Genomic DNA, 16005 nt, shown 5'->3' with positions numbered 1-16005 from the left:
GACAGTGCGAGGACGTGGGTCTTGCCGGTCAGTTATTGCCGCGGTTGAACTGGCTGAAACCACCAGCCGAGTCATTGTTGGCACTGGAATCCACCGGTGCGGCCGAACCACGCTGGCCCAGCTCTTCCAGCTGAGACTCCAGGTAGGTCTTCAGACGTGTCCGGTACTCACGCTCGAACGTGCGCAGCTGTTCGAGGCGGCCCTCAAGGACCGTGCGCTGCTGGTTGATCGTGCCCATGATCTCCGAGTGCTTGCGCTCGGCGTCGGCCTGCAGGGCGTCGGCCTTCTCCTGGGCCTGACGCAGCTGGGTCTCCGAACGGGTCTGCGCGTCGGCCAGCATGGCGTCGGCACGGGTGCGCGCCTCCGAGACCGTGGTCTCGGCGGTCTTGCGGGCATCGCTGACCATGGCGTCGGCCTGCGCGCGGGCATCCGAGAGCAGTTTCTCCGACTCGGCCTTGGCCGTGGAGGTCAGACGGTCGGCGGTGTCCTGCGCCAGGCTGAGCACCCGGGCGGCACGCACGGCGGTGTCCTCGCTGGGCGCAGCGGCGGGGGCGGCCGGCGCCGCGGGGGCCTCGTACACCGGCTGGGGCGCCGGGGTCGGCTCGGGCTCCGGCTCGTACATCGGGATCGACTGGGAGGACGAGGACTGAGCACCGCCGCCGGCCCGAGCCGATGCCAGCTCCTGATCGAGCTCGGACACCCGCTGCCGAAGATCGGCGTTCTCCTCGATGAGCCGCGTCAGCTCGTTCTCAACCAGATCGAGAAAGGCATCGACCTCGTCCTCGTTGTAGCCACGTTTGCCGATGGGCGGCTTGCTGAACGCGACGTTATGGACGTCCGCTGGTGTGAGCGGCATTGTCTGCCCCCTTGAAGTCTTGGACCGTCAACCGATCTCAAAGTGTAAAGCCTCGCTTGATCGCAACTGGAGTCCATCCTGTCACACCAGACCCGGCGGTTGCAGTGGAGGCCTATTTTTAAGAACGAATTTCAATCTTCTTACGCAATTGTGGACCATTCGGCAAACGGCAAGATCGACTCTTCGCCCGCCGCCGGCATCCACGGACTACATCGCCGCGCTGAACGCCAATTGCATGCCGATGAACGCCGCGAGGAGCAGCACCATGATCGACAGGTCGAACCGCACGGCGCCTATCGTGAGCTGGGGAATGAGCCGCCGAAGAAGCTTCACGGGCGGGTCGGTCACGGTCATGATGAGCTCAAGGACCACGACGGTCAGACCCTTGGGGTGCCAGTCGCGACTGAAGGACCGGATGAACTCGACGACGACGCGCGCGATCAGCAGGAGCCAGAAGATGAACAGCGCGAAACCGAGAATTTCGAAGAACAGCGACAACTGAGCCGACCTCACTACGCACAGGTTGTGTGACATTGGATACAGGTCGCCGTGGGCCGGACACGCCTCACACAGACGACGTGGTCAGCCGCTAGTGCGACGCCGCCAGCCTACCGGGCACGTACCGGATGTCCGGTACGTGCGGCAGCGTCGAGTCCTACTGACCGCTCCTACTGATAGGCGTAGAAGCCGGCCTCGGCGATCCGGCGGCGCTGCTCGGCGCTGACGTCGACGTCAGCGGGCGACAACAGGAACACCTTGGTGGCGACCTTGTCGAACGAACCGCGCAGCGCGAACGCCAGACCGGCTGCGAAGTCGACCAGGCGCTTGGCGTCGGCGTTGTCCATCGAGACCAGGTCCATGATCACCGGGGTGCCGTCGCGGAACCGTTCGCCGATGGTGCGCGCCTCGCTGTAATCCTTGGGCCGCAGCGTGGTGATCTTGGCCAGCGGGCTGCCCGCCTCGAACAACTCGGCCATCCGGCGGGGATCCATTGCCAGCGAGCCGCGGGTGGATCCGGCCAGCGCACCGAGACGCGGTGCCGGACGGTCGAATTCACGGGGTGCGCGCATCCGGGCATCAAACCGCTGCTCGTCGGCGAAACCGCCACCCGGGTAGCCGCCTCGGTAGGCCGGGCCCTCGTCGTACTCCGGGGCCTCGTAGCCGTAGCCGTCGTCTTCGAAGCGCTCGTCACGGGGGCGCCGCGCGTAGCTGCGGGCAACCGGGCGGTCGTCGTCCTCGTAGTACTCGTCGTCGTAGTCATCCATCGGCGCCATGCCGAAGTAGGCCTTGACCTTGTGCAGTGTGCTCATCTCGGCGACCCTTCTGCTGACGATGGGGGTGGTGGTGTCTGTGATGAAGATGTGACTGGTGTGACTACTGCCGGTGACGTTAGCGGGCGTTGCCCCATGAGCGCGGTACCGACACGCACACACGTCGATCCGTGTTTGACCGCGCTTTCGAGATCTCCGGACATCCCCGCCGACAGTTCGAGCCGGTGCTGGTAGTCGCGTTGCACACGGTCCCGCTCGGCGGCCAGCCGCGCGAATGCGTCGTCGGGATCGGATTGCAGCGGCGGGATTGCCATCAGGCCGACGAACTCCAGTGCCTCGGCGGTGTTCGCTGACCCACAGATTTCGTCGACCAGGCCGGGGGCGTTCACATCGACACCGCCCCGCTCGGTGTCCCCGTCGAGACTGATCTGGATGTAGACCCGCAGCGGCTGCACCCGGGCACCGGAGGCCAGCGCCTCGCCGGCGGCCCGGTCCAGTGCGGTCAGCAGACGCTTGCTGTCGACCGAATGCGCGGTGTGAGCCCAGCCGGCGACGGCGCGCGCCTTCTTGCGCTGGATGCGTCCCACCATGTGCCAGCGAATCGGCACATCCGGTAATTCCGCGCGAACAGTCTCGACTTTTTGGGCTGCTTCCTGTTCGCGGGATTCACCGAATGCGAGGCACCCCAATTGATTGAGAATAATGACATCGGTGGCCGGAAAGTATTTCGTAATCGGAAGCAATTCGATTTCATTTACATTTCGCCCGACCGATTCCGCGGCATGTGCCAGCCGCGCTCGCGCCGCACCCAGCGCGGCGGTCAACTCGGCCGTCCGGTCGGCATCACGCCCGCGCTGCACGGTGCTCATCTCGCAGTCACTCCAGGCTCATTCGGGGGTTGTTCACCGGGGCTGCTCCATCCACACCACGCTCGCCAGGCGTCCGGTCGGTGCACTGCGGCGATGGCTGAACAGCGCACGGTCGGCGACCGTGCACCGCGGGTCCACGTCGATCGCGGTGACACCCAAAGCCGTTAATTGCCGGGCGATTCCAGCTCGGAGATCCAGGCCTGAGGTGCCGCGCGAGGTGGTGGTGCGCGACCCGGGCAGCACCGCCTCGACCTCGGCTGCCATCTGTTCGGGCACCTCGTAGTTGGCACCGCTGACCGCGGGCCCGAGCAGCACCGACATATCCCCGACGTGCGCACCGGCGGCCTGCATCGCCTCCACGGTCCGGACCACGATGCCCTTCTGCGCACCGACCCGTCCGGCATGGACGGCCGCGATGACTCCGGCGCGCGCATCGCCCATTAATACCGGGACGCAATCGGCAGTCACCACCACCAATGCCAAACGCAGCGTCGACGTCACCAATGCATCGGCATTATCGACCGCGGTGTCGCGCGGGCCGTCCACGGTGACCACGTGATCGCTGTGCACCTGATTCATCCAGACCAGTGCATCGGCGCCGATCGCGGAGGCCAGCCGCCGCCGATTCTGGGCCACCGCCCGCGGATCGTCACCGACATGGTCTCCGAGGTTGAACGAATCGAAGGGCGGCGCCGAGACGCCGCCGGCGCGGGTTGTCGTTACGCGCCGAATACGAACACTCACGTTTCCAGTATCCGAACCCGCGGGGCCCGACTCAGTGCCGCATGAAGGGCGGCACGTCGACATCATCGTCGTCGATCCCGCCGTCTCCGTCGCCACCGACACTGACGGTGGCGCCATTCGTGTGTGCCGGCACGCTCACTGCGTCCGTCGGCTCGAACAGCGAGGTGGTGACCTTGCCTGCGCGCCCCGAGGCGATCGGCTGGGTCTGCGCCGCGCTGGGGCTGACGACCGGCTTTCGGCTGGGACCGGCGCTGTCGAAGCCCGCCGCGATGACCGTGACCCGCACCTCGTCGCCGAGCGAGTCGTCGATCACCGTGCCGAAGATGATGTTGGCCTCGGGATGCGCGGCGTCCTGGACCAATGAGGCGGCCTCGTTGATCTCGAACAGACCGAGGTCACTGCCGCCGGCCACCGACAGCAGCACGCCCTGCGCGCCTTCCATCGAAGCCTCCAGCAGCGGCGAGTTGATCGCGATCTCGGCAGCTTTGAGCGCACGCCCGTCACCGCGTGCCGAGCCGATGCCCATCAGCGCCGTTCCCGCGCCACTCATCACACCCTTGACGTCGGCAAAGTCGACGTTGATCAAGCCAGGTGTGGTGATCAGGTCGGTGATGCCCTGAACACCGTTGAGCAGCACCTCATCGGCACTGCGGAAGGCGTCCATCAGCGACACCGCGGCATCGCCCATCTGGAGCAGCCGGTCGTTGGGGATGACGATGAGGGTGTCGCAGCTTTCGCGTAGGGCCTGAATTCCGTTCTCGGCCTGGTTGCTTCGCCGCTTGCCCTCGAACGAGAACGGCCGCGTCACGACACCGACGGTGAGCGCGCCGAGCTTGCGTGCGATCGATGCGACGACGGGTGCACCACCGGTTCCGGTGCCGCCGCCCTCGCCTGCCGTGACGAACACCATGTCGGCGCCGCGCAGCAGTTCCTCGATGTCGTCCTTGGCGTCTTCGGCGGCCTTACGGCCCACCTCGGGATCCGCGCCGGCACCGAGTCCGCGAGTGGAATCGCGACCCACGTCGAGCTTGACGTCGGCGTCGCTCATCAGCAGTGCCTGTGCGTCGGTGTTGATCGCGATGAACTCGACGCCCTTCAGGCCCTGTTCGATCATCCGGTTGACGGCGTTGACACCGCCGCCGCCGATACCAACCACCTTGATTACCGCGAGGTAGTTATGCGGGGGGGTCATGGATCGTCTTCCTCCCAAGTCGGGTGTTCACAGTGTTCCTGGCGCCGAATCTTCCCTGGGGCAAACCCTCAACCTCAACCATAGGCTTAGAGTTATGTCAAGTAGTTCCGCGCAAACAGAACGGTAGGGCGCCGACGCCGGTGATCGCAGCAGGCGCGCCGACGCGCCACGCGGCAATTTCCCCAGATGGCCGTGACGGCCTACTTGACGGTCGGCAGATCCGGGCTGGACACGTCATAGGTGTGCCCCGGCTGGGTCAGCAGGGCAGCCAGCTTCAGCGCCTTCTCCTCGGTCCGATCGTTCGTCCCCCACACCACAACCCGGCCGTCGGTCAGCGTCAGTGCGATCGAGGCCACCGACGGTGCGGCGATCCGGCCCACCTGCGCCACGACGTCCGGCGGCAGCGCCAGCATCACCTCGAGCGCGGCCTTGGTGGCCGGGTCGGTGGGGCCGGGATTGTCGGTGTCCAGGTACGGCAGGGTCGGAGGCGGCGGTTCGGTCGCGAAATCCACCCCGTCGCGGTCGAACAGATGGGGGCCGTCGGGATAGTCCTTGACCACGACCGGCACCCGCTCGACGACGGTGATCCGCAGGGTCGAGGGATACTCGCGCTGAACCCGCACCGTCGCGACCCGCCGAATCGTGGCCACCCGCTCCGCGACGGCGTCCGTGTCGACCTGCAACAGCGGTGTTCCCGGCGCCACCGCTGCGACGGCAAGGACTTGTTCCTTAGGCACCGCGGCCACACCATTTACCGCCACACTGCGCACCGACATCACCGGTGTGAAGTACAGAACCAGGCCCAACGCCACCGCGACCACACTCGCCAGCGCCGACCACAGCAACACCTTGAGACCACGAATGGTGCTGCGGGCCACCGTTTTAGGAGCATCTGCCGATTGCCCGACGACCTTGCGTTTGGCCTCACGGCGGGCATTCTCGATCGCCACCGCCCGGTCCCGCGCGGCGCGACGCTCGGCCCGCTCGCGCCGGGCGCGGCGGCGGGGCCCTTCGTAGTCAGGGTCGGCCACGCCGGACGCGGAAGCCTCGGTGGAAGCCTCGCCGGGAACTTCGGTCACGTCCTCGGGACCGTCAGAACCCGTCTCGGTCACGGCGTCTCCGTCGGCGGACGGCCCGGGGCGCTGCGATTCTCCTTGATACCGAGCTCGGTGATGATCTCCTTGCCCAGCATGGTCACGTCGCCGGCCCCCATGGTCAGCACCACGTCGCCGGGGCGCGCCGCGGCCGCCACCACGGCGGCGACCGCCGAGAAGTCCGGAACATAGGTGACTGCGGCACTCACGTGCTCAGCGACAGTTGCGCCGCTGATACCGGGCAGCGGTTGCTCACGCGCAGCGTAGACGTCGAGCACGAAGACCTGGTCGGCAGCGCTCAGAGCCGCCCCGAACTCCGTCGCGAAAGTCGCTGTGCGCGAGTACAAATGCGGCTGGAACGCGACGATCACCCGGCCACCGGTCTGGTCGACCACGGTCCGGGCCGCCTCGAGCGTGGCCCGCACCTCGGTGGGATGGTGCGCATAGTCATCGAAAACCCGGACCCCGCCGAGTGCGCCCACCAGCTCGAAACGCCGCCGCACCCCCTCGAATCCGGCCAGCCCGTCGAGAACGGCCTCGGCGGGTGCACCCACCTCGATCGCCGCCAGCAGGGCAGCGAGGGCGTTGAGCGCCATGTGCCGACCGGGCACCGCGAGCCGGATTGCGCGCGGGTACGGCTCACCGGCCAGCTGGATATGGGCAACCGCGCCGGTCCCCTGCTGCGCCCAGCTCAGCAAGGTGCCGGCGAGATCGCCACCGGGCGTGCTGCCGTACCGCAGCACCCGAATCCCCAGTGCTGCAGTGTGTTCGGCGAGCGCGGCCGCACCGGGATCATCGGTGCACACGACCAGAGCGCCACCCGGGGCGATACGGTCGACGAACGCGGAGAACACCGCGGTGTAGGCCTCCTCGCTGCCGAAGAAATCCAGGTGGTCGGCCTCGATGTTGGTGACCACCGCGACGTTCGGGGTGTACTCCAGCAGCGAGCCGTCGCTTTCGTCGGCCTCGGCGACAAAGCACTTTCCGCTACCGTGATGAGCGTTGGTCCCGGCCTCGCCCAACTCACCGCCCACGGCGAAGGACGGGTCGAACCCGCTGTGCTGCAACGCCACGATGAGCATCGACGTGGTGGTGGTCTTGCCGTGGGTGCCCGTCACCATCAACGTGGTGTAGCCGGCCATGAGCTTGGCCAGCACCACCGGCCGCAGGATCACCGGGATGCCGCGGCGCCGGGCCTCGACCAGCTCCGGGTTCGTCTTGGGGATCGCGGCATGGGTGGTGACGACCGCCGTCGGTCCGCCGGGCAGCAGATCCAGCGACGACGCGTCGTGACCGACTCTGATCTCGGCCCCGCGGGCCCGCAGGGCCACCACGCCGCGCGACTCCTTGGCGTCCGATCCGGACACCAGGCCGCCGCGGTCCAGCAGGATGCGGGCCACACCCGACATCCCAGCTCCCCCGATCCCGACCATGTGCACCCGCTGCAGTTCGGCCGGAAGTGAATTACCGTTCACTGCAGCCTCTTTCGTTGAGCGTGGGCGATTTCGAGGGCAACCTGAGCCACCCGCCTGGCAGCGTCGGGGTGACCGGACAACGACGCGGCTGACGTCATCGCCGCCAGGCGCGCGTCATCGGTCATCAGGCTCGCGACCGTATCGGCGACGAACCCGCCGGTGAGCTCGGCATCGTCGACGACGATGCCCCCACCGGCCGACACCACCGGGAGCGCGTTGAGCCGCTGCTCGCCATTGCCGATCGGCAGCGGGACGTAGACCGCCGGCAGCCCGACGGCGGTCACCTCGGCCACGGTCATCGCCCCGGAGCGGCAGATCGCCAGGTCTGCCGCGGCGTAGGCCAGGTCCATCCGGTCCAGGTACGGCACCGCGACATACGGCGGCGCACCCGCTGCGGCCGGCGGCAGGTCGAGCGTGTTCTTCGGCCCGTGGGCGTGCAGCACCGAAACACCCGCAGCACCAAGGGCTTCGGCCGCCGACGACACCGCACGGTTGATCGACTGGGCGCCCTGCGAGCCGCCGAACACCAACAAGACCTTGGCATCGGGGGCGAATCCGAAGAAAGCCCTGGCCTCGGCCCGCAAGGCGGCACGGTCCAGTGAGGTGATCGCCGCGCGCACGGGCACCCCGACCACCTCGACCTTGCGCAGCCCCGGCTCGGGCACCGCCGAGAGCACTCGGCGCGCCGATGCCGCGCCGACCCGGTTGGCCAGCCCGGCGCTGGCGTTGGCCTCGTGGACCACCACCGGGACGGCACGACGACGACCGTGCAAACCGAAGCCGCCGCGGGCCGCGAGATAGGCGGGCAGCGCCACGTAGCCGCCGAAACCGATCACCACGTCGGCCTCCACGCCGGCCAACACCGAACGGGTCTGGCGGATCGCGGTACGCACGCGCAGCGGCAGCCGCACCAGGTCTCCCGACGGCTTGCGCGGCAGCGGCACCGGGGTGATCAGCTCGAGGTCATAACCGCGCTGCGGCACCAGCCGGGTTTCCAGCCCGCGGGCGGTTCCGAGGGCCGTGATCCGCACCTGCGGGTCGAGTTCACGGAGTGCGTCGGCCACCGCCATGGCCGGCTCGACATGACCCGCTGTGCCGCCACCGGCGAGAACGACGGAAATCCCCCGGTCGCTGCGCTCCTGCCCCCGAGGACCAGGTACCCCGCGGTCCGTCCTACCTTCGCTCACCCGTAACGCTGACCTTCCAAAGTCCGGGCCCGTTGCCCCTGTTTCCGCTGGCCTGCAGGATATCTGACCGAGGACCTGCCGCCCCCGGCCGGCTGCCGGCCCCTAGCGCGACCCGACCGGCGCACGGGACGGTCGGCACTGTGCGGCGACCGGCGCGAGCCCGGTTGTCTGGCCCTGGCCTGTTTGGCCCCGGCCTGCTTGTCCTTGTGCTTGCCCTTCTGTTTGGCGGCCGGCTTCACACCGGCCTTCCCGTTGGGCTTGCCCGCACTGCGCGGCGACGACCTCCTGCGGTCGTGCAGCCGGTTGCGGGCGACCTCCAAACGGGTCGGGACGTAGGGCTCGGGCAACGGCAGCCGTAGCAGCCGGGTCATCCGGTCGTCGCGCCCGGCCCGCAGCGCCGCCACGGCCTCGGGTTCGTGCCGGGCCGCGTTGGTGATCAGCCCCATCATCAGAAGCGTTGTGGCTTGCGAAGATCCACCCGCGGAGATCAACGGCAGCTGCAAGCCGGTGACCGGCAGCAGACCCACCACGTAGCCGACATTGATGAACATCTGGCCCACGATCCACAGCGTGGTGGTCGCGGTGAGCAGGCGCAGGAACGGATCCGCCGACCGGCGGGCGATCCGCATACCCGTGTACGCGAACAGCCCGAACAGCGCCAGGAGGCCCACCGCGCCGACGAATCCCAGCTCCTCGCCGATGATGGCGAAGATGAAGTCGTTGTGTGCGTTGGGCAGATAGTTCCACTTGGCGGTGCCCTGGCCCAGCCCGTCACCGAAAATGCCGCCGTTGGCCAGGGCGAACCGGGCCTGCCGGGACTGATAGCCGATGCCCTGACTGTCAGCTGCCGGGTCGAGCCAGGACTGCACCCGATCCGACCGGTAGCCGGCCGATACCGCCAGCACGGCCGCCGCCAACACCGCGGCCAGCAGTGAGGACACGAACACCCGCAGTGGCAGGCCCGCGTACCAGAGCAGGCCCAGCAGGATGATGCTGAGCGAGACGGTCTGCCCGAGGTCAGGTTGCGCGACGATCAACGCCAGCGCGATGACGGCGGCCGGCACCAGCGGGATCAACATCTCGCGCAGCGAAGCCCGCTCCATACGCCGGGCGGCCAGCAGGTGCGCACCCCAGATGGCGAAGGCGATCTTGGCGAGCTCCGAGGGTTGCATCGAGAATCCGGAGACGACGAACCAACCGCGGGAACCGTTGGCCACCTTGCCGATTCCCGGGATCAGCACCAGGATCAACAACACGATCGTGAAGGCGAACCCGGGGAACGCCAGCCTGCGCAAGGTCCGCACCGATATCCGCAAGGCCGCGTAGAACGCGATCAACCCGATCACCGTCCACATCACCTGGCGGCCGAACACCGCCCACGGCGATCCGTCGAAGTCGTAGGAGTACACCCCCGACGCCGAAAGGACCATGATCAGGCCCAGCGTGGTGAGCAGAGCGGTGACCGCGATTATGAGGTGGAACGACGTCATCGGGCGGCCGAGCCACGCGCCGAACCGGGTACGCGGCGTAGCGGCCGTCGAGAGGGAAGCCGTCTCAGCCGATCCGCCCTCGGCGGCGGTAGCGCCGGTCGCGTCGCCGCCACGGCTGCGCAACCGGGCCAGGATGCCGGCCACCGCGCCTACCCGATCACGGCGCGGACCGCGCCGGCGAATGCGTCGCCGCGCTGGCCGTAGCCGCTGAACTGATCGAAGGACGCGCCTGCCGGGGCCAGCAATACGGTGTCCCCCGAGCCGGCGAGGCCGCGGGCGGCATCGACGACCGCCGCCATGACCGCATCGGAGACCGGACGGTCGCCGACTTCGATCACACGAGTCACATGGTCACCAATAGACTCATTTGTCTCAAGCACCCCAGAATCCTCCCCCGTCACAACCTCGACGACGGGGACATCCGGGGCGTGTCGCGATAACGCATCGGCAACCATCTGCCGGTCCCGGCCGATCAGCACCACCCCGACCAGCCGATTCGCCACCTGGCGCACCAACTCATCGACCGAAGCGCCCTTCAGCAAGCCTCCCGCGATCCAGATCACGCGGTCGAAGGCGGTGATCGAAGCCTGCGCCGCATGCGGGTTGGTGGCCTTGGAATCGTCGACATAGCGCACCCCGTCGGCCTCACCGACCAACTCCGCCCGGTGCCTGCCGACCTGGAACGACGCCAACGCGGCTGCGATCGAACCCGGGGCCACCCCAACCGCACGGGCCAGCGATGCGGCCGCCAGCGCGTCGAGCACGCCGACCGGCCCGGCCACGCTGATCGTGGTCGCATCAGCCAACTCGACGTCGGCACCGAAGGCGCAGTCGACGAGCTTGCCGGCGCGGACACCGAGCTCGCCCTCGGCCGGTTCGCCGAGGCGGAATCCGACCCGGACCGCAGCCTTCGCGGTGGGCAGCAGACCCGCCGCCACCGGATCATCGAGACCCACCACGGCCACCCGCCCGGCCAGTGCCCTGCCCTTGTCCGCGGCATAGGCGGCCATCGAGCCATGCCAGTCCAGATGATCCTCGGCAACGTTGAGCACCACACCCGCTTCCGGGCGCAGGGAGGGCGCCCAGTGCAGCTGGAAACTCGACAACTCGACTGCCAGCAACTCAGCGGGCTGATCCAGTACCGCCAAAACCGGGTCACCGATGTTGCCGCACAGCAGGCTCCGTCGGCCGTCGGCCAACAGCATCTCGTGCAGCATCGAGGTGGTCGTGGTCTTGCCGTTGGTGCCGGTGACCACGAGCCACCGCCGAGGCGGACCATAACGACCCGCGGCATCCAGCCGCCAGGCCAGCTCGACGTCGCCCCAGATCGGGACACCGGCCTCGGCCGCAGCGGCCAGTACAGCGGCGCTGGGCGGGAAACCCGGGCTGGTCACCACCAGCGCGTAGTCGGCGACACCGGCGATCGCGTCGGCCGGATCGATGACCGCGGTGCCCTGCGCGGCGTAAGCCTGCAGCGCCTCGGCCCGGTCGTCGCACAGCGTCGCAGCGACACCAAGGGGCGCCAGCCCAGCCAATACCGCGCGTCCGGTGACCCCCGCACCGGTCACCAACACCGGCGTTCCGCGGGTCAGCAGCGACAGCAGGCTCGGGTCCGCCTCGCGTGCGGGCAGCCCCTGGTCGTCACCGTCCACCGGGCCCGCCACGTCAGGCCCCGACTGCGGTGAGCCACTCGCTGTAGAACAGGGCCACACCCAGACCGCAGGCGATCGCCGTCAGCAGCCAGAACCGGATGATGACCGTGGTCTCGGCCCAACCCACCAGCTCGAAATGATGATGGAACGGCGCCATCCGGAACACCCGGCGGCCCGTGGTGCGGAACGCCAGGATCTGCACCACCACCGAGGTCACCTCGGCCACGAACAGTGCGCCCAGGACCACCGCGAGGATCTCGGTGCGGCTGGTCACCGACAGGCCGGCGATGATGCCGCCCAGGGCCAGCGAGCCGGTGTCACCCATGAAGATCTTGGCCGGTGCGGCGTTCCACCACAGGAAGCCGATACATGCGCCCGCCGTCGCGGCCGCGATGATCGCCAAGTCCAGCGGATCACGCACGTTGTAGCAGCCCAGTCCCGGCGCCGTGGCGCAGGCATTGCGGTACTGCCAGAACGTGATCAGGACGTAGGCCGCGGTGACCATCGCCATCGCGCCGGCCGCCAACCCGTCCAGGCCGTCGGTGAAGTTCACCGCATTGGACCAGGCGCTGACGATCACCACACAGAACAACACGAACACCCAGCCCGCCAACGTCACCGTGGCGATCTCGCGGACGTACGAGAGTTCGGGACTGCCGGGTGTGAGCCCGTCGCCGTTGCGGAACTGCAGGGCCAGCACACCGAACAACACCGCCGCGGTCAGCTGGCCCACAGTCTTGGCGGTCTTGTTCAGCCCCAGGTTGCGTGAGCGCCGAAGCTTGATCAGGTCATCGACGAAGCCGACCAGGCCGAGCATGGTGGCCAGGCCCAGCACCAACAACCCCGATGCCGACGGGCCCTCCCCGCCCAGCGCCAGCCCGACCAGGTGAGTGCCCAGGTAGCCCGCCCAGATGCCGGCCACGATGGCCACGCCACCCATCGACGGCGTGCCGCGCTTCTTGGCGTGACTGGCCGGGCCGTCCTCACGGATCTCATGGCCCAGCCCACGCTTGGTGAACAGCCGGATCAACGCGGGTGTCAGCAGGATAGATACCGTCAGGGCGATACCGACGGCGATCAAGATGAGCTTCATCGAACGGCATCCCCGTCTGCGGCCGGGCCGGCCGCGGCAAGCAGCGCATCGGCGAGCGCACCCAGCCCCACCGAGTTGGATGCCTTCACCAGCACCACGTCCCCCGGCTGCAGCTCAGCCTGCAAAAGGGCAAGCGCGGCATCGGCGTCGTCGACCATCGTGGACTCAGATCCCCACGAACCCTCCATCACCGCGCCATGGTGCATGGCGTTCATAGTCCTCCCGGTTCCGACGACGATTAACCGAGACACATCTAAGCGCACCGCGAACCGTCCGATGGCGTCGTGCTCGGTTATGGCGTCCTCACCGAGTTCGGCCATCTCCCCCAACACCGCCCAGCTGCGGCGCTTTCCACCCACTTCACCGGCGGATTCACCGCCGCCCCGGCGTGCCATCCAGGCCAGCGCCTTCAAGCCGGCGCGCATCGAATCCGGGTTCGCGTTGTAGGCATCGTTGATCACCGTCACACCGTCGGCTCGGCCGGCGACCTGCATCCGGTGCCGCGACACGGGGCCGGCGCTCGCCAGCGCGGTGGCCACCTGATCCAGTCCGGCGCCGCACTGCAAGGCGACCGCCGCCGCACACAAGGCATTGCCGACCTGGTGATCACCGTGCACCGCCAACGCCACGTCGATCCGGTCGCCGCCGGCGTGCAAGGTGAATCGCGGACGGGCCAGTTCGTCCAGGGTGACCGGGCCGGCCCATACGTCGACCTCGGAGCCAGGCTCGCGCGATACCCGCACCACGCGCGCCGCGGTCTTGCCGGCCATGGCCGCCACGGCCGTGTCGTCGACGTTGAGGATCACCACACCTCCGGCCGGAACAGCCTGCGGCAATTCAGCTTTGGTGTTCGCGATGGCCTCACGTGAGCCGAATTCACCGAGATGGGCGGTACCCACGTTGAGCACCACCGCGATTTGCGGCGGCGCGATCGCGGCCAAGGCCGCGATGTTGCCCGGATGCCGGGCCGACATCTCCAAGATCAGGTAATCGGTATCCGGCGTGGCACGCAACACCGTCCACGGATGGCCCAACTCGTTGTTGAACGAGCCCGGCGGGGCGATGACCTGCCCGAGCGGGTCCAGCACCGCGGCAAGCAGATCCTTGGTCGAGGTCTTGCCCGAGGATCCGGTCACCCCGATGATCGTCAACCCGCCCGCGACGAGTTCGGCGGCCACCGCGGCCGCGAGTTTCGCCAGCGCGGCCAGCACCGCCGCACCGGACCCGTCGGTGTCGAATTCCAAAGCTCCGGAAGCTGCATCGGCGGCCCCCGGCTCCGGACGCACCACAATCGCGGGCACCCCGACCGGCCGCGCGGCCAGCACGACGGCAGCCCCGGCGGCCACTGCGCCCGCGGCGAAGTCGTGCCCGTCGGAGCGGGCGCCGGGCAAGGCCAGGAACAATCCGCCGGGGCCGATCGCGCGAGAGTCGAATTCGACGGAGCCGGTGACGCGGGTCGAGGCGGCCTCTTCGGCCGTGATGTCGGCCAACTCGCCGCCGACGATCTCCGCGATCCTGGCGATGGTCATCTCGATCACGTGCCCGACTCCCCTGACTTGAGTGCCTCCAACGCCGCCGCCAACTCGTCACGATCGTCGAACGGCCGGGTGCGGCCGGCGGCGGTCTGCCCGCTCTCATGCCCCTTGCCGGCGATCAGCACGATGTCGCCGGGCCCGGCCCAGGCCACCGAATGCTCGATCGCCGCACGCCGGTCACCGACTTCCACCACCTCGGCACCCGCGGTTGCCTCACGCGCGCCCGCCACGATCGCCGCCCGAATCAGCGCGGGGTCCTCATCGCGGGGATTGTCATCGGTGACAACGACGAGGTCCGCCAGTTCCGCCGCGACCCGCCCCATCGGCGCGCGCTTGCCGGTATCCCGGTTACCCCCGGCACCGAAAACCACTGCGATGCGCCCCGGGCCAGACGCGCGCAGGGTTTCCAGCACCGCCTGCAGTGCGCCAGGTTTGTGTGCGTAATCGACCAGGGCCAGGAACGGCTGTCCGCGGTCGATCGGCTGCAGCCGGCCGGGCACGGTCGCCGTGCGCAGTCCCGGAGCCGCCTGCTCCGGGGTCACCCCGGCCCCGTCCAGCAATGCGGTCGCCAGGGCGGCGTTGGCGATGTTGTATCCGCCCGTCAGCCCGATCCGAAGCTCATGCGAGTCCCCAGCGGGGTCGACGAGGGTGAACTCCTGGGATCCGACACCGACCGCGGTGATGTTGCGCGCCTGCCAGTCCGCCGCGACACCGGTGACGCTCACCGTTGTCACCTTGTCGGCGCGACTGGCCATCGCCGCGCCGGCATCATCGTCGACACACACCACCGCCGCGACGGCATGGTTGCGCGACGCGGCATCGAACAGCCGGGCCTTGGCCTCGAAGTACTCCTCCATGGTCGGGTGGAAATCCAGGTGGTCACGCGACAGGTTGGTGAATCCGCCGAGCGCGAATCCGATCCCGTCGACACGACCCAGCGTGAGCGCGTGGCTGGACACCTCCATCACCACGGTGTCGACGCCGCTTTCGACCATCACGGCCAGCAGCGCCTGCAGATCCGGCGCCTCGGGGGTGGTCAACGCGCTCGGCAGATCGCGGCCAGCGATGCGCACCCCGACCGTGCCGATCAACCCCGCCACCCGGCCCGCAGCCCGCAGCCCGGCTTCGACCAGGTATGTCGTGGTGGTCTTACCCGAGGTTCCGGTGACCCCGATGACCGTGAGCCGCTCCGACGGGCGCCCGTACACGTCGGCCGCCACCTCGCCGAGTACCGACCGGGGTTCGGGGTGGACCAGGATCGGGACGTCGAGGCCACCCAGTTCTCCGGCACCGGCAGGATCGGTGAGCACCGCCACCGCCCCGGCGGCGACCGCGTCGGGCGCAAAGCGCGCGCCGTGCACCGCCGCACCCGGCAGCGCGGCGAACAGATCTCCCGGCTGGGCGTCCTGACCGCGCAGGGTCACCCCGGTGACCCGAAGTTCCGGCAGTGGATTTCCGGTAGCGGACACCGCTTGGACCTGATCGGCGAGCGGCACGAGGTATTGGCCGGCGGGACGGCTGGGACGCAGCTTCATGGCCATGCCACA

Annotated in this window: 13 protein-coding genes and 1 pseudogene; all 14 read right to left on the bottom strand. The window is 68.6% G+C overall.

The annotated features are described in order from the left end of the window. Positions 1–28: 28 nt before the first annotated feature. Entirely contained in the window at positions 29–856 is an 828-nt protein-coding gene (wag31, locus tag BKG60_RS09535) for a DivIVA-like cell division protein Wag31 (RefSeq protein ID WP_070943308.1), read from the bottom strand. A gap of 207 nt (positions 857–1063) precedes the next feature. Next, the gene (locus tag BKG60_RS09530) at positions 1064–1354 is read right to left on the bottom strand and encodes a YggT family protein (RefSeq protein ID WP_019344110.1); all 291 of its coding nucleotides are present in this window, start codon (positions 1352–1354) and stop codon (positions 1064–1066) included. Between the two features lie 170 nt (positions 1355–1524). Continuing rightward, a complete protein-coding gene (locus tag BKG60_RS09525; RefSeq protein ID WP_070184795.1) occupies positions 1525–2166 on the bottom strand; it encodes a cell division protein SepF in 642 nt (213 codons plus the stop codon). Continuing rightward, positions 2163–2996 (bottom strand): YggS family pyridoxal phosphate-dependent enzyme, encoded by an 834-nt coding sequence (locus tag BKG60_RS09520; protein ID WP_070184796.1) that lies wholly within the window; start codon positions 2994–2996, stop codon positions 2163–2165. The genes BKG60_RS09525 and BKG60_RS09520 overlap by 4 nt, the downstream gene beginning before the upstream one ends. 33 nt (positions 2997–3029) lie before the next feature. Beyond that, positions 3030–3740, bottom strand: a complete 711-nt coding sequence (pgeF, locus tag BKG60_RS09515) for a peptidoglycan editing factor PgeF (protein WP_075909583.1) — start codon at positions 3738–3740, stop codon at positions 3030–3032. Positions 3741–3771: 31 nt separating this feature from the next. Beyond that, a complete protein-coding gene (ftsZ, locus tag BKG60_RS09510; protein ID WP_070184797.1) occupies positions 3772–4932 on the bottom strand; it encodes a cell division protein FtsZ in 1161 nt (386 codons plus the stop codon). A gap of 200 nt (positions 4933–5132) precedes the next feature. After that, positions 5133–5951 (bottom strand): annotated as a pseudogene (locus BKG60_RS09505) (cell division protein FtsQ/DivIB); the annotation flags it as partial. Between the two features lie 89 nt (positions 5952–6040). After that, positions 6041–7459: a UDP-N-acetylmuramate--L-alanine ligase gene (murC, locus tag BKG60_RS09500; RefSeq protein WP_255739423.1), complete on the bottom strand. Its 1419-nt coding sequence runs from the start codon at positions 7457–7459 to the stop codon at positions 6041–6043. 38 nt (positions 7460–7497) lie between these two features. Next, positions 7498–8688 carry an undecaprenyldiphospho-muramoylpentapeptide beta-N-acetylglucosaminyltransferase gene (gene murG / locus BKG60_RS09495; RefSeq protein ID WP_070943309.1) on the bottom strand — a complete coding sequence of 397 codons (1191 nt, stop codon included), beginning with the start codon at positions 8686–8688 and terminating at the stop codon, positions 7498–7500. Then, positions 8685–10313 carry a putative lipid II flippase FtsW gene (gene ftsW / locus BKG60_RS09490; RefSeq protein ID WP_239251600.1) on the bottom strand — a complete coding sequence of 543 codons (1629 nt, stop codon included), beginning with the start codon at positions 10311–10313 and terminating at the stop codon, positions 8685–8687. Before ftsW ends, murG begins: the two co-directional genes overlap by 4 nt. Before the next feature lie 14 nt (positions 10314–10327). Then, the gene (gene murD, locus BKG60_RS09485) at positions 10328–11782 is read right to left on the bottom strand and encodes a UDP-N-acetylmuramoyl-L-alanine--D-glutamate ligase (protein ID WP_070943540.1); all 1455 of its coding nucleotides are present in this window, start codon (positions 11780–11782) and stop codon (positions 10328–10330) included. Between the two features lie 61 nt (positions 11783–11843). Next, a complete protein-coding gene (gene mraY / locus BKG60_RS09480) occupies positions 11844–12923 on the bottom strand; it encodes a phospho-N-acetylmuramoyl-pentapeptide-transferase (RefSeq protein WP_070184801.1) in 1080 nt (359 codons plus the stop codon). Continuing rightward, a complete protein-coding gene (locus BKG60_RS09475; protein WP_070943311.1) occupies positions 12920–14461 on the bottom strand; it encodes a UDP-N-acetylmuramoyl-tripeptide--D-alanyl-D-alanine ligase in 1542 nt (513 codons plus the stop codon). Before BKG60_RS09475 ends, mraY begins: the two co-directional genes overlap by 4 nt. Then, on the bottom strand, positions 14458–15999 hold the full coding sequence (locus tag BKG60_RS09470) for a UDP-N-acetylmuramoyl-L-alanyl-D-glutamate--2,6-diaminopimelate ligase (RefSeq protein WP_070943312.1): 1542 nt from the start codon (positions 15997–15999) through the stop codon (positions 14458–14460). Before BKG60_RS09470 ends, BKG60_RS09475 begins: the two co-directional genes overlap by 4 nt. Positions 16000–16005 lie beyond the last annotated feature (6 nt).

Source organism: Mycobacterium syngnathidarum, from assembly GCF_001942625.1.
Classification (GTDB): Bacteria; Actinomycetota; Actinomycetes; order Mycobacteriales; family Mycobacteriaceae; genus Mycobacterium; species Mycobacterium syngnathidarum.
This window is presented reverse-complemented; position numbering and strand designations above follow the sequence as displayed.